Source organism: Vibrio orientalis CIP 102891 = ATCC 33934, assembly GCF_000176235.1.
GTDB classification, from domain to species: domain Bacteria; phylum Pseudomonadota; class Gammaproteobacteria; order Enterobacterales; family Vibrionaceae; genus Vibrio; species Vibrio orientalis.
This window is the reverse complement of sequence record NZ_ACZV01000005.1, coordinates 1,909,839-1,923,464: the sequence shown is the minus strand read 5'-3', so window position 1 is coordinate 1,923,464 and position 13,626 is coordinate 1,909,839. Positions and strand designations below refer to the sequence as shown.

General features: G+C 45.0%; 13 protein-coding genes. 5 read left to right on the top strand and 8 right to left on the bottom strand.

Annotated features, from left to right (window positions below):
* Positions 1-62 precede the first annotated feature (62 nt).
* Positions 63-1,043 (top strand): phosphoserine phosphatase, encoded by a 981-nt coding sequence (gene serB / locus VIA_RS19485; protein WP_004415382.1) that lies wholly within the window; start codon positions 63-65, stop codon positions 1,041-1,043.
* A gap of 61 nt (positions 1,044-1,104) precedes the next feature.
* Here the strand turns inward: serB and VIA_RS19480 are convergent, their stop codons facing one another.
* Positions 1,105-3,450 (bottom strand): PilZ domain-containing protein, encoded by a 2,346-nt coding sequence (locus VIA_RS19480; protein WP_004417861.1) that lies wholly within the window; start codon positions 3,448-3,450, stop codon positions 1,105-1,107.
* A gap of 150 nt (positions 3,451-3,600) precedes the next feature.
* Here VIA_RS19480 and radA point away from each other — a divergent pair, with 150 nt between their 5' ends.
* Positions 3,601-4,980, top strand: coding sequence for a DNA repair protein RadA (gene radA / locus VIA_RS19475; protein WP_004415378.1), 1,380 nt, complete (start codon positions 3,601-3,603; stop codon positions 4,978-4,980).
* A gap of 170 nt (positions 4,981-5,150) precedes the next feature.
* On the opposite strand, the gene csdA is transcribed toward radA, so the two are convergent.
* The 4 genes from csdA to VIA_RS19455 form a co-directional block, all read right to left on the bottom strand.
* The gene (csdA, locus tag VIA_RS19470) at positions 5,151-6,362 is read right to left on the bottom strand and encodes a cysteine desulfurase CsdA (RefSeq protein ID WP_004415375.1); all 1,212 of its coding nucleotides are present in this window, start codon (positions 6,360-6,362) and stop codon (positions 5,151-5,153) included.
* Positions 6,362-6,961: a DJ-1 family glyoxalase III gene (locus tag VIA_RS19465; RefSeq protein WP_004415372.1), complete on the bottom strand. Its 600-nt coding sequence runs from the start codon at positions 6,959-6,961 to the stop codon at positions 6,362-6,364. Before VIA_RS19465 ends, csdA begins: the two co-directional genes overlap by 1 nt.
* A 2-nt stretch (positions 6,962-6,963) precedes the next feature.
* Positions 6,964-7,848 carry a 2-dehydropantoate 2-reductase gene (gene panE / locus VIA_RS19460; RefSeq protein ID WP_004415369.1) on the bottom strand — a complete coding sequence of 295 codons (885 nt, stop codon included), beginning with the start codon at positions 7,846-7,848 and terminating at the stop codon, positions 6,964-6,966.
* Between the two features lie 111 nt (positions 7,849-7,959).
* Positions 7,960-8,769 carry a nucleoside-specific channel-forming Tsx family protein gene (locus tag VIA_RS19455; protein WP_004415366.1) on the bottom strand — a complete coding sequence of 270 codons (810 nt, stop codon included), beginning with the start codon at positions 8,767-8,769 and terminating at the stop codon, positions 7,960-7,962.
* A gap of 343 nt (positions 8,770-9,112) precedes the next feature.
* Between VIA_RS19455 and VIA_RS19450 the strand changes: the two genes are divergently transcribed.
* From VIA_RS19450 to VIA_RS19440, 3 genes are all read left to right on the top strand, one after another.
* Positions 9,113-9,676, top strand: coding sequence for an LON peptidase substrate-binding domain-containing protein (locus VIA_RS19450; RefSeq protein ID WP_004417856.1), 564 nt, complete (start codon positions 9,113-9,115; stop codon positions 9,674-9,676).
* A gap of 66 nt (positions 9,677-9,742) precedes the next feature.
* A complete protein-coding gene (locus tag VIA_RS19445; RefSeq protein WP_004417854.1) occupies positions 9,743-10,327 on the top strand; it encodes a sigma-70 family RNA polymerase sigma factor in 585 nt (194 codons plus the stop codon).
* Positions 10,324-10,986 (top strand): ChrR family anti-sigma-E factor, encoded by a 663-nt coding sequence (locus tag VIA_RS19440; protein ID WP_004415357.1) that lies wholly within the window; start codon positions 10,324-10,326, stop codon positions 10,984-10,986. Before VIA_RS19445 ends, VIA_RS19440 begins: the two co-directional genes overlap by 4 nt.
* 49 nt (positions 10,987-11,035) lie before the next feature.
* Here VIA_RS19440 and VIA_RS19435 read toward each other — a convergent pair whose 3' ends face one another.
* The 3 genes from VIA_RS19435 to VIA_RS19425 form a co-directional block, all read right to left on the bottom strand.
* On the bottom strand, positions 11,036-12,430 hold the full coding sequence (locus tag VIA_RS19435; RefSeq protein ID WP_004415352.1) for an AmpG family muropeptide MFS transporter: 1,395 nt from the start codon (positions 12,428-12,430) through the stop codon (positions 11,036-11,038).
* Positions 12,431-12,504: 74 nt separating this feature from the next.
* Entirely contained in the window at positions 12,505-13,050 is a 546-nt protein-coding gene (locus tag VIA_RS19430; protein ID WP_004415351.1) for a peptidylprolyl isomerase, read from the bottom strand.
* Positions 13,050-13,619 (bottom strand): YajG family lipoprotein, encoded by a 570-nt coding sequence (locus VIA_RS19425; protein ID WP_004415348.1) that lies wholly within the window; start codon positions 13,617-13,619, stop codon positions 13,050-13,052. The genes VIA_RS19430 and VIA_RS19425 overlap by 1 nt, the downstream gene beginning before the upstream one ends.
* Positions 13,620-13,626: the final 7 nt, after the last annotated feature.

Below are 13,626 nucleotides of genomic sequence, written 5' to 3'. Positions count from 1 at the left end.
AGACTTGCGCAGATAAATTGCAATAGGTTAACGTGTTGAGAGATTTTACAGGAATAATTGACATGGACACGTTAAAGCCCCTTTCTATACGTAAACATACCCCTTTAATTAATCGTCTACCAGAAACCCGACTTGCGACCCAGTTTGATAAAGCCAAAGCAGGTTGGGTTGTATTTGGACATTACCTCTGCCCGAGCAAATTTGAAGACATCGATTTTTTTGTAGGTTACTACAACGCTATTGTCGATGTGTGGAAGGTTGGCGAGTATGAGGTTGCTTTGATGGCCGGAGAGCTTACTGAGCAGCACGAAGAGATCCTGCAGGCGCTAGAACTCGATTATTCGACCTTGAATGATATGCCAGAGTTGAGCAAACCGGGATTGATCGTGCTCGATATGGACTCAACCGCCATTCAGATCGAGTGTATTGATGAAATTGCCAAGCTGGCAGGAGTCGGCGAAGAAGTCTCCGAAGTGACAGAGCGAGCAATGCAAGGTGAGCTCGACTTTGAACAAAGTTTACGTCAGCGAGTTGGTAAGCTAGCCGGTGCCGATGAAAGCATTTTAAGTGCCGTGCGTGAGCAACTCCCTTTGATGCCGGATCTTCCTGAGTTGATTGGCACATTGAAGCAGTACGGTTGGAAGACAGCGATTGCTTCTGGCGGTTTCACCTACTTTTCCGATTACTTGCAAGAGTTACTAGGGTTGGATCATGCGCAGTCAAACCAACTTGAGATAGTCGATGGTAAGTTGACAGGGAAAGTGCTTGGCGAGGTCGTCTCTGCGCAAACTAAAGCGGATATCTTAGAACAGCTTGCTGATGAGTATGATATTGAACCACACAATACTATTGCAGTCGGTGACGGTGCCAATGACCTAGTGATGATGGACGCGGCTGGCTTGGGGATTGCGTATCATGCAAAGCCGAAAGTAGAGCAACAGGCTAAGAGTGCGGTTCGTTATGTGGGGCTTGGCGGGATTATTTGTATCTTGTCGGCGATTCTAGTTAAGCAAAAACGAGTGAGCTTTAAGCCTCAGCCGTAAGCTGATGAATATCGACTATAAAAAAGCGAGGCAAATGCCTCGCTTTTTTATAGCTCAAATACTAGTTTGTTAGCTCTAGTCGAATCAGAACTTCTTCTGTGATATCAGTGAGTTCACCGTAGCCGACAATATTGTTGATCTCTTTTTCTAGGCTCCGAGCTTGATGCATACTGATCTGTGTTAATTCATCGAGATCTTTTCGAACCAACGCAGTTATTGGGTTGAAAACGGGTGCACCACAGATTCTAATGGCATAAAACTCCCCCATCATTTGTGCTCGCTTGATGTAATTGATGCGCTCTTTGACGCTCTCAAATTCGCTAGTGAGCTTTGCATCTACCGACTGAATCCGGGTTCCGAACTTACTCGCACTGAGATATAGCTCATGATACTGAGGCTCAGCTCCTTCAATTCTCTTCATTGGCTGAGCCAGCAGCGTATTGGTATGGCCTTTGTAGATAGGGGCTAATGAGAAGTTCGCACCATCACCAAGCTTAGCCAAAATAGCGAGATATGAGCTGAGTGGATAATTCACGCCAATCGCTTTTGGCCGTAGACTTTTGCCGCGTTTCTCTATGTAAAGTGGCGAGCTGACCATTTTATCCAGCAGAATATCATGCAGGCTTTCAAGCAGTTCATTACTTGGTAACAGCTCTTTTTTCGCGACCAGCTTGCCTTGGTTGTGTTCGATCAGACGCCCAAAGAAAGTGATAGTGCGGGTGATTTGGCTCGACTCTTGAATAGCAAGCTGAAGCTGTTTAGCACTGGGGCTAATACGAATGACGTGATAAGGCACTTCACTTAATGGAAGGTCTTTGTCATAAAGCTGAAACTCTTTGAAATTGAGGAAGCAGGGCTCTCCCGCTTTCAGTGTACTCGGGGCTGTAAGAGCAATATTGACGCCATGCTTAGAGATATCAATGGTGGTGCCTTCAACGGCGACGCCATTCACGTCGGTTAGTACTAAAGGCGATTTAAACTGGTATCTCGGCTCTCGACGCCGAGATTGCGCATCAAAGTAAATGCATGCGGGGTTGGTCGTTGGATTACGCAGGTGGCGGAATGGATTCAGTTCACTTGCCGCGAGACGTGGCTTATCGGTGAGTAAGTAATCATGGCGACTATTGTCGTCAGAGATTTCTTGTAAGATACCGCAATGGCTTAGCGTCTCTGCTTCAAGATCCAATTCACTGTAATGTTGTGATAACTCTTTTCGCTCATCTGGGGATAATTCAAATACAGACAGTCTGAATGCTTTCCAGCTCTCTTTTTTTGCCCCTATATGCCAAAAAAGCTGACGTAGTTCGCGTGATGCTTCGGGCATCATCATCGAAAAGAATAGATTTTTATCTTTGTGCTGGTGAGTGAAGGCATAAATTACGTTGCTGCTACCCTTGACGCCTTCAGTCGTTAGCTGAGACATGCGTTGTTGATGAAACAAGCTGCTGAGGGTTTGTTGGTTACGTTCATCGTGCCAGTATTGCCAGATAGGACGGTTATTTTCCGTCATAAGAACCAACTTTAGCTCATTGCCGCTAAAAAATACCGGTAAATTACAGGTATGTTTTAAGTAGGTATGTTCAAAGCCACGCGCACGCGCACGTATGATCTTATCTTGATTGTCGTGACGCGCCTTCTGAGCATCATTTTGTAATAGGTGCTCGATGATTTTTTCAATAAGGTTAGAAGTGTCGAGTTTAAGTAGGCGTAAAAACTTTACAGCATCATTCTCATACGACTCGTCAATACCAACAATACGATAGGGGATCGGTTGATCGATTCCTTCAATTTCAACCGACTTCATTAGCTCAACGAGTCTAATGTCAACGACTTCACCTAACTTATAGTCAAAGGCTGAGGGGGCTTTAAACTTGGCACCTGAAGGAGAGAGATCAACAGTCAGCGCATTCACAATTTGGTTGCTAGCCAGTTTGATTTCAACTTGTGACGAGATTTTGAGTCGATTTTCTTTACGCTTAAGATCGTAGCCTAATGTAATCGGCTCTACATCTAAGCCATTGGGGTTTTCGGCAACTTCAGTGCCAATCGGTTTCCCTTGCTTTTGCATGACTCGAAAGTTGTTATGGGTGTTGATCAGGGCTTCCCATACTCCTTCGGTATAGCCGCCAAACTTACGAGTATTTTTGTGATAGGCGTTAAATGCAACGTCGTCCAGCCAGTGTTTTAAGCCATCAAGGTCATAAGAACGACACTCTCCTTTTACTCGCCCACGTAGATCGATTGGTTTGGTGCAAGGTGCCATTACACGATTGAGTTCCATCTTAACTAAAATTTTAGTCGAAGGGGGCTCACCCTCTGTCATTTGGTTAAGAAGGTGCTCGAAATCCTGTGCATGGTATGCTGGTATTAATCGCTCTGCTAATGAGAGTATTTCTGGCTGCTGCATATTTTTTTGTTAGAGTATTCCTTACTCTCGATATCGGCCTTGATATTAAGATCTTTAGTGATATGTTACAGCGAATCAAGTTTCTATGTGAGATAAACGTACCATGGTGCAGTTTGTGTCACAAATACCATTTTTAATACCTGAGGTTACATGGCAAAAGCGAAAAGAGCATACGTATGTAATGACTGCGGTGCTGACTTTCCACGTTGGCAGGGGCAGTGCAATGCTTGTGGTGCGTGGAATACAATTAGCGAGGTTAGACTAGCGGCGTCCCCAGCAGCAGCGAGAAATGAGCGTTTAACGGGGTATGCGGGTAACTCGGGGGAAACTTTGGTTCAGGCTCTGTCTGAGATTGACCTGCAAGAAGTACCACGCTTTACCACCGGCTATAAAGAATTTGACCGTGTATTAGGTGGCGGTGTTGTACCCGGTGCAGCGATTTTAATTGGTGGTAATCCAGGTGCTGGTAAGTCGACATTGCTACTGCAGACGATGTGTTACCTTGCATCTCAAATGCCAACGCTCTACGTAACGGGTGAGGAATCTCTTCAGCAGGTTGCGATGCGCGCATCTCGATTAGGCTTGCCGAAAGAGAACTTGAAAATGCTTTCCGAAACCAACGTTGATCGCATCTGCCAAATTGCAGAAAAAGAGCAGCCGAAGATCATGGTCATTGACTCAATACAGGTTATGCATGTCGCTGACGTACAATCTTCACCGGGCAGTGTGGCGCAAGTTCGTGAATCGGCAACGGCGTTAACCCGTTACGCTAAGCAAAACAATGTCTCAGTGTTTATCGTTGGCCACGTTACCAAAGATGGCACCTTAGCGGGACCAAAGGTACTAGAGCACATTATTGACTGCTCTGTGTTGCTTGACGGTGGTACTGACAACCGATTTAGAACCATGCGTAGCCATAAGAACCGTTTCGGTGCGGTGAATGAGCTAGGTGTGTTTGCGATGACAGGTCAAGGGCTTAAAGAAGTCAGTAATCCATCGGCGATTTTCTTATCTCGCGGTGAAGAGGAAACATCCGGCAGCTCAGTTATGGTGGTATGGGAAGGTACTCGCCCGCTGCTGGTTGAGATTCAGGCGCTTGTCGACTATTCACAACTGGCAAACCCACGTCGTGTTGCTGTTGGCCTTGAGCAAAACCGTCTTTCATTATTACTTGCGGTATTACATAAACATGGTGGTCTACAAATGGCCGACCAAGATGTATTCGTTAACGTGGTTGGTGGCGTGAAAGTTACCGAAACCAGTGCTGACCTTGCTTTGGTTATGGCGCTGCTTTCAAGCTTCCGCGATCGCGCATTACCAAAAGATGTAGTGGTGTTTGGTGAGGTTGGCCTAGCGGGGGAGATTCGTCCAGTCCCTAGCGGCCAAGAGCGCCTTAATGAAGCGTTCAAGCATGGCTTTAAGAAAGCGATTGTACCTGCTGCAAACATGCCTAAAGGCGGCATTCCGGGAATGCAAATTCATGGTGTTAAGAAGCTTTCAGAGGCTATTGAAGCATTTGATGAGCTGTAGGAGTAACGCTTCGCCAGCTCTAGGTTCTGTCATTCCATAGACCGAAGAATGAGGGAGTAGGGAATCTCATAGAGTATTCGACTTACTTCAAGAGCTCCCCAACTCACTCGTACGTCGTTCTCGGGGAAGACAAATAGAATAAGGTCGGCATTTGCCGACCTTTATGCTTTCTAAAGCATATCCACGGCTTTTTCTACCGCAGCAATAAAGCGCTCGACATCTTCCATCGTGTTGTAGATGGCAAATGACGCTCTAACGGTGCCTTTTACGCCGAGTGCATCCATTAGAGGGTGCGCACAGTGATGGCCTGCGCGAACAGCAATTCCTTGCTGATCAAGTAGTGTCGCCATGTCTTGATGGTGAACGCCATCCATCACAAATGAAAGCACACTTGCGCCCGGTTGGTAGCCAAAAACTTCAATATCTTCAAGTGCGCTCAGGCGAGTATAAGCGGTGCTCACTAGCTGGTGGATATGCGCTTCAACTGCCTGTTGGTCAAAGCTCTGATACCAGTTGATAGCAGTCTCTAAGGCAATGGCACCGGCAACATTTGGTGTGCCTGCTTCGAACTTACCAGGCAGTTCACTGTAGGTCGTCCCTTCGAATGAGACCTTTTCGACCATCTTGCCGCCGCCGTGCCATGGAGGCATAGCTTCAAGCAGTTTTAGTTTGCCGTAAAGGACTCCAATACCGGCAGGGGCATACAGCTTATGGCCAGAAAAAACGTAAAAATCAGCATTGAGTGAAGCAAGGTTCACTCGTTCGTGGACGATCCCTTGAGCGCCGTCTACGACAACAATCGCACCCATCTGATGGGACAGTTCTATGACCTGTTCGATAGGTTGGCGAGTACCAGTGACATTAGTGATATGAGCTAATGCGACGATCTTAGTTTGAGCAGAAAGGAGTGATTTAAAGGCCGCAATATCAAACGAACATTCGTCCGTCATCGGCACTTTGACCACTTTCGCCCCTGTTTGCTCAGCAACAATTTGCCACGGAACAATATTGGCGTGGTGTTCCATTTCACTGATTAAGATTTCATCACCAGGCTTAAGCGTATTTCGTGCGTAAGTCTGAGCGATTAAGTTTAAAGCTTCCGTTGCACCACGAGTCCAGACGATTTCTTTGCTCGTTGAAGCGCCTAAAAAGTCAGCTACGGTTTGACGAGCTGATTCAAATTGGCTTGTGGCTTTAGCGGTTAGGCTATGGCTACCACGGTGTACATTGGCATTTTGGTGACTGTAATAGTCGGTAATCGCATCGATCACGCAGCGAGGTTTCTGAGTGGTCGCTGCACTGTCTAAATAGACCAGTCGTTGGTCATTAATTTGCTGAAGTAAGGCCGGAAACTGCGCAGCGACGGCTTGCACGTCAAACATTATTCGTCACCCAGTTTATGGTATTGCAGTGTCGGTATCGTCACCATGGGTTCGGCAATAGTCCAAGCATGTGCTTTACCGGATAGATTGATGATGATCTCCATAGCAAACTCTAGTGCGGTCCCAGGCCCCTGACTGGTCAATAGATTGTGGTTTACATCATAAGTGACACGTTTAACACGCCATTTTTTCGGATTGATGTGACTTTCGAAACTTGGGTGACAGGTCATTAACGCGTCACTATATAGACCGTGATGAGCAAGAACGAGCGCAGGTGCGGCACAAATCGCAGCAACCAACTTACCTTCGTACATTTGCTGGCGGACAATTTCGACCAAAACCGTACTGTCGCGGAACGTTTCTGCCCCTTCAACGCCACCTGGCAAGATAACCGCATCGAACTCATCGTCAGCGATATCGACCAATTTGCAGTCCGCCGTTAGTGTCACGCCGCGAGAGGCTTTCATCGTTAGTTGACCATCGAAGTCGGCACTGGCAACCACGGTTTCGTATCCAGCCCTAACCATCATATCAATGATAGTAATTGCTTCCATTTCTTCGCTGCCAGGAGCGATAGGGACGAGGACTTTTTTTGTCATGGTTAATTCCAACCTTGTTCGATGTTTTTAACGGCGTCATACAGCGAACGGTTTACCGGAGTCGCTATATTGTGGTGCTGGGCTTTTTCAATCAGATAGCCAGTAATAAAGTCTATCTCGCTTTGTCGCTGGTGGACAATATCTTGCTGCATAGAAGATAAGTTTTTCGCTGTTGCTTGAATGACTTGAGCAACGGATTGACTCAACACTTCTGAATCGGTCTTGATCCCTTCAGCCTGCATTACTAAGGCGACTTCATTGATGATCGAGTGTAGGGGCTCTGCATATCGCTCTTGTGCCAATTCACCATTGGTTATTTTATGGATAGCAGTAAGCGGGTTAATGGCACAATTAATCGCAAGCTTATTCCAAAGCGCATCAAGAATTGTCGGGTTCCAGACGACTTGAGGAAGAGCGTGTTGGAACACTTCAGCTAAGAATTCACAACGCTTACCAGCTTTGTTATAGCCGCCAAGTTCAGTTTTCCCCAATCCAGTGTGTCGAACCTGATTAGTGGTTTCTCTTAGAGCGCCATGAGTGGTTGTCGCGAGTATAAGAGGGTTGTTTGGTAGTAAGAGATTTACTTTTTCTGCTGTTCCCATGCCATTGTGCATCAGCACTATCATTGTATCGTTGTGAATCTGTGACTTTAGCTTTGCTAAGCTCATTTCGACATTCGGAGCTTTCAATGTAACAAGAATAAGATCTGCCTGAGCAAGCGCTTCAATAGAATTATTAATAAAGTGCGTAGGCTGGCGTTGATCCAATTGAATTGACAGGGTAGGGGGTGTTTGCCGAGACCATAACGAAACGGTATGCCCAGCACTATGTAAGCGAGATGCCCACAGCGAGCCGATTGCGCCCGGGCCGAGTACAGCAATATTCATACGAAAGAGAGTCAATGTGTTTGCCACAGAGCATAAGACTATCTTAAGAGAAAGCAAATAAAAATGGCACCCAAGGGTGCCATTTAAAAAATCTATTACTTAGAAGTTCAATTAGAACTTGTAAGTTACTGCTAGGTAGTGACCTACGCCTGAAGAGTCAGCAACTGGAGCCCATGGTAGAGCTTCGCCATCTTCAAAACCGTATACGTTGTTGTATAGTTTAAGACCGTAACCTACAGCAAAACGATCTGAGTGCCAGTAGATACCGTTAAACATGGCACCACCGTGGCTAGATTGGTACTGAGCTTTGTCTTCCATACCGAATTGGTAATCAATGTAACCTTGGTAAGAAATGAATGAACCGTTCTCGAAGAAGTAGAATGGCTTAAACCAGTTAGTCGAGATTTGGTAACCGTTCCAATCTTTAGAGTTTGAATCGTATGTACCGTAGAAGTTAAGGCCAACTTTACCAAACCAAGGTAGCATTACGTCAGAACCAAGACCGATTTTCTGAGTGTTTACACCAGAGTTACCACCCCACTCCATAAGAGTCGCTACGTAAAGCTCTTGAACTGGACCGAAAGAAAGATCTTTACCAGTTAAAGCGTCAAGAGACATACGAGGTGCAAACTTCATAAAGATCTTTTCAGCACCATCTTTATCGCTGTCTTGATCACTAGTTAGGTTGAATACATCAACATAACCGTACAGATCAAAGATGCCCGAACGACCGCCGAATTCCATTTCTAGGTAGTCGTGAGAAGATTCTGGACCAGCACCTTTCTCATCGAATGCACCCATTAGGTTAAATTGCATCCATTTGTAGTCGTTCTTGTGGATATCGCCGTCTGAATAATCAGCAGCCATCGCAGGTGCAGACATTGCAGCTACAACACCAAGAGCTAAAAGTGATTTACGCATAATGGAACTCTCTATGTATGTTAATTCAATATTCATTGGATATTTGTTTAGTTGCACAATCTGTGTCGTGCTTTGTTGGGGCGAATAATAGCGATAAATTTCTCAAAAGCCATGTGCAACATATGTAAAAAAACATAAAACAGGTGATCGGGATCTCATTAACAAACTAAAAATTGAAATGTAACGGAACTAGTCATGCGTTGCACAAAAACTGAAACAGGTATCGATTACGCAAGCGTTTGCTCATATTTTTATGTGTGTCATGTATTCAACAGATATGGTGAATGATCTTGTTGGGGGCTGGTAACGTAAATGTTAACAAGAAAATAGAATGAGAGCGTTTATGTCTGAAGTTATGCTTTTCCCTCTGAGTTCAGTTGTGCTGCCGGAAGGAAAAATGCGATTAAGAATTTTTGAACCGAGATACAAGCGGCTAGTTTCCCAAGCAATGCAAGGTGAAGGAACTTTCGGTATTTGCCTTTTTGACAGTGAGAAGAAAGGTGAGGAATTATCGGTTGTTGGTACTTTAGCTAAGATTATTGATTTTGAGCTTCTTGAAGATGGTCTACTTGGTATTTCAATTACAGGATTAAGCAAATTTAAGATTTGCAGCGTTCGGGTAGAGCATGACGGCTTAAGGTTTGCTCGGATAGAAACGCTCCCCAGTTGGAATGCCGAAGAGCTTGATGTAAATGATGTGCCGATAACTAGAGAGCTGGTGAGGGTTTACCAACAGTTTCCAGATCTAGGTGACCTTTACGAACAAAGGTTTTTTGATGATGCGAGTTGGGTCAGTCAGCGTTGGTTGGAGTTATTGCCAGTCAGTAATCGGCAGTTTGATGAGCTTACGTTACAAACTAATTGTCGTGCTGCGTTAAGCTATATTAAAAAGAGCTTAGAAAGATAGTGGCTGAGTGATCGGTTTTCGATTTAATACGTATTTATAGAAAAAAGTGAATCTAAGGCTATCAAAATGGAAAATTTAGATACCCAGGCTTTTTCAAAAGAAGAATGGCATTCATACATGGAGAAAGTGAAGCAAAGAGACAAAGCGTCGTTTGCTGTCATTTTTAGCCACTTTTCTCCTCGACTTAAGCAGTTTGCTTTTCGTCATATGGGTAATGAGCAAGTCGCGATGGAAATTGTCCAAGAGGCACTCTCGATTGTTTGGCAAAAGAGTGTCTTGTTTGATCCAACAAAAAGCTCTCTGTCGACTTGGATTTATACGATCGCGCGTAATTTATGCTTCGACACTTTACGTAAGCAGAAAGGGCGCGACTGCCATCTTCACTCTGAAGACCTTTGGCCTAATGATTACTGCCCACCAGATTTGGTAGAGCACTACTCTCCCGAAACGGATAGGCTTAAACAGCAGGTGATTAAGTACTTAGATATCTTGCCTGCGGCGCAAAGGGAAGTTGTCAAAGCAGTCTATCTCGAAGAACTCCCACATCAACAAGTTGCGGATATGTTCGATATACCCTTGGGGACAGTTAAGTCTCGTTTACGCCTAGCTGTTGAAAAATTACGCGATACGATAGGGGAGGATAAATTATGAGTTACCATCCAGATACATCTATTTTAGAAGCGTATGCTCAAGGTACATTAGACGATGTGACTGCGTTTACCATTGCAACACACATTGAGAGCTGTCCTAAGTGCCGCTCTGAGGTTAGCAAGCTTGAAGATTACTGTGGAGAAGAACTGATGAGTGCTTCGACAGAGGCCGTCGACAGCTTTGATGACATGTTAGCAAATATCCTAGATTTAGAACCTAGTGATGAGCCTTTCAGAGCAATCCGTAAGCCAACCTTTATTGAAGTAAACGGTAAGTCGTTTAGGTTGCCATTGTCACTCACTCGCTTTAGAGAGCAGATCGGCGAGTGGAAAAGTTATGGTGGTAAGGTATACAGTGCGCCTATTGAGATATCTACCCAAGCCAGAGTCAATCTGATGTATATTTCTGATGGCGTGGCAATCCCACAGCACACCCATAAGGGGCTCGAATCGACACTTGTTTTACACGGTAGTTTCAGTGATGAAGATGGTGAGTATCAAGTTGGTGATTACTTACTTAAAGATGCCTCTGTGAAGCACTCTCCCTTTACTAAGCAAGGTGAAGACTGCTTATGTTTGACCGTGCTGACCGAACCGATGCTCTTTACTCAAGGTGTGGCGAGGATATTTAACCTATTTGGTAAGGGCATGTATCCATAATCAGCCCTAAGATATTCAAAAGGCTTGGTGATTAACCAAGCCTTTTTGCTTATTTTGAGGTTGCTTCTTCGTGTTCAGCTTCGGCAGACTCATCTCGTCTTCTTGCCTTATCGAGTAGGTCGGTAAAGTAATGACGTAGTGAATAAAGCATGATTAAACTTGGAATAACCATCAAGGCAGTGATCACAAAGAACAGCGACCAATCATTGAGGTAATCCGCGAGCTCACCACTAAACGAGGCTAGTGTAGTACGGCCAAAGTTACCTAGTGAGGCGAGCAAGGCATACTGAGTTGCCGAGAAGGCTTGGCCTGTGAGTATGGTCAAGAACGACACAAATGCCACCGTTGAGAACGCGGTGGTGAAGTTATCGACAAGGATAGTGGCTAAGAATAGGTGTTCACTCGGACCAACCTTAGCAATCCACGCAAACATCAGGTTACTTGCCGCCATTGCAATGCCGCCAATCATCAGGCCGCGAACAATACCGAACTTAACATTGAACATGCTGCCGACTAAGGTAAAGAAGATCGTTGCTCCCCAACCGATGAGCTTGGAGTAGTAGCCGATCTGCTCATTACTAAAGCCAACTTCTTTATAGAAGGTAATCGACATACGGCCGAGGAAGGCCTCACCAATCTTAAATAGGAACACAAACAGTAATAGTGTAATGGCAACTTGCACACCATTACGCTTGAAGAAGTCTAAGAAAGGCTCGATTACGGTTACACTGAACCAGGCAACCACTTTTGAATGGACAACTTTGTTGTGGCGGGCTTCCGCTTGGTGTTGCAGAGCTTCGCGGTTGGTTTTTGGCTCGCCGACTAATAAAGTAAAGATCATCAAAATGCCGACAATAAACGCCATGCCATAGTAGACCCCATTCCAGCCGATGGTATCTGCGTTGATGAAAGCTACATAGCCAGGAAGTGAATAGCCTGTCCACCAACCAATCACGGCCATAGCAGAAGCTTGAGGCAGCTTAGATGATTGTGATTTTGGGAAAGTATCGATACGGTATGCATCAATGGCGATGTCTTGAGTTGCAGACGCGATTGCAATCCCAAGCGCTAACATTGAGGTGAACATTAGATTCTTGGATGGATCAACACCGGCAATAAACAGCGTGCTGACCAACACTAAAGATTGGCATAGGAAAATCCAACTACGGCGTTGGCCTAATAAGCTATGCAGCACTGGCAGTTTGACACGGTCAACCAGTGGCGCCCACAAAAAGTTAATCGCGTAAACCGCGAAGACACTACCAAAGTAACCAATTGCAGCACGTGTTAGTCCTGCGTCTTTAAGCCACCCGGACATGTTTGAACCGATCAGTACCCACGGGAAACCGCTCGAACAACCCAGCATAAAGACCCACATAAGGCGTTTATCCATATAACTACGGATAGTCTCTAGCCAAGACATGGAAGGAGAGTCAGAAGACATACACAAATCCTTGTTTGATTTTTTGGTCAGCAAGAAAAATGAGGCTCTAACCAGTGAGTTAGAGCCTAAGAGAATTATTTAAGAAGAGTTGCTTTAGTAATAATGATTGGCTCTACTGGAACGTCACGATAGCGACCAACTGAGTGCGTTGGTTTTTTGCCCATTCCTTGGATGACATCGAATCCTTGAGTCACCTTACCAAATACTGCATAGCCCGGTGGGCGTTGGTCGTAATCTAAAAAACCATTATCAACGAAGTTAATAAAGAACTGTCTTGTTGCTGAGTGAGGATTATTCGTTCTCGCCATCGCAATGGTTGCAGTGTTATTTTTTAGCCCATTAGACGCTTCGTTTCTTACTGGTGAGTAAGTCGGCAACGATTTCATGTTCTTATCGAAACCACCACCTTGTGCCATGAAGTTAGGGATCACACGGTGAAATTGACTGCCGACATAACTGCCATCTTTTACATACTTGAGAAAGTTTGCCACTGTGAGTGGCGCTTTATCTTGGTTTAATTCGACAGTAAATGAACCAAGGGTGGTTTCAAATTCAACTTTGGGTCCTGCCATCGCTAGACTGCTGAGTAGCGCTAGCGAAGCGATTGCTACCTTTAACATTAGAATCGCTCCTGCATGTACTGTTGAAGCTCTCGGTCATTTGAGATTTCTTGAAGGACTAAGTTAATCACATCATTCAGTACAACTTCGATGTCTTCATTTGAAGCACTTAGAGCACCTGTACGCTTAGCGGTACCTGTGTAGGTTTTTACCAGTTTACCTTGTGGTGTCTCAGCAGTGATTTCCAACACTACTTTACCATCCATCTGGTTTTCCATCACGGTATGCTTAACAGAAACCAGCGCTTCTTGAACTTCAATCTTGATAGTGTTTTCACTACTGACCGTGCTGCGGAAACCTTGCGACTTAAACTGTTCAAGTAGGGCATTCTCAATTGAAATGCGGACGTTTTGCTTGGAGTGAATTGGTTCAATGTTAGAACGACCGCTATCAACAAGCGCAACATATTGTGCAGAGCGAACGTCCTTACTGGTTAATGTGAACGCGGCGTCTTTTACAAGGTCACTATTGCTCATAACCGCTTTAGGCATAAAGTTGATTTGTTCTTGCTGCGGTGCTGCACACGCAGTAAGTAGTGCCATTGACGCGGCTAAAACCAGTTTTCTCATTGTAATT

What these genes read in the sequence shown, in the direction of transcription:
- serB (WP_004415382.1), top strand. Translation starts at nt 63, where the DNA reads ATGGACACGTTAAAGCCCCTTTCTATACGTAAACATACCCCTTTAATT.
- VIA_RS19480 (WP_004417861.1), bottom strand. Translation starts at nt 3,450, where the DNA reads ATGCAGCAGCCAGAAATACTCTCATTAGCAGAGCGATTAATACCAGCA.
- radA (WP_004415378.1), top strand. Translation starts at nt 3,601, where the DNA reads ATGGCAAAAGCGAAAAGAGCATACGTATGTAATGACTGCGGTGCTGAC.
- csdA (WP_004415375.1), bottom strand. Translation starts at nt 6,362, where the DNA reads ATGTTTGACGTGCAAGCCGTCGCTGCGCAGTTTCCGGCCTTACTTCAG.
- VIA_RS19465 (WP_004415372.1), bottom strand. Translation starts at nt 6,961, where the DNA reads ATGACAAAAAAAGTCCTCGTCCCTATCGCTCCTGGCAGCGAAGAAATG.
- panE (WP_004415369.1), bottom strand. Translation starts at nt 7,848, where the DNA reads ATGAATATTGCTGTACTCGGCCCGGGCGCAATCGGCTCGCTGTGGGCA.
- VIA_RS19455 (WP_004415366.1), bottom strand. Translation starts at nt 8,769, where the DNA reads ATGCGTAAATCACTTTTAGCTCTTGGTGTTGTAGCTGCAATGTCTGCA.
- VIA_RS19450 (WP_004417856.1), top strand. Translation starts at nt 9,113, where the DNA reads ATGTCTGAAGTTATGCTTTTCCCTCTGAGTTCAGTTGTGCTGCCGGAA.
- VIA_RS19445 (WP_004417854.1), top strand. Translation starts at nt 9,743, where the DNA reads ATGGAAAATTTAGATACCCAGGCTTTTTCAAAAGAAGAATGGCATTCA.
- VIA_RS19440 (WP_004415357.1), top strand. Translation starts at nt 10,324, where the DNA reads ATGAGTTACCATCCAGATACATCTATTTTAGAAGCGTATGCTCAAGGT.
- VIA_RS19435 (WP_004415352.1), bottom strand. Translation starts at nt 12,430, where the DNA reads ATGTCTTCTGACTCTCCTTCCATGTCTTGGCTAGAGACTATCCGTAGT.
- VIA_RS19430 (WP_004415351.1), bottom strand. Translation starts at nt 13,050, where the DNA reads ATGTTAAAGGTAGCAATCGCTTCGCTAGCGCTACTCAGCAGTCTAGCG.
- VIA_RS19425 (WP_004415348.1), bottom strand. Translation starts at nt 13,619, where the DNA reads ATGAGAAAACTGGTTTTAGCCGCGTCAATGGCACTACTTACTGCGTGT.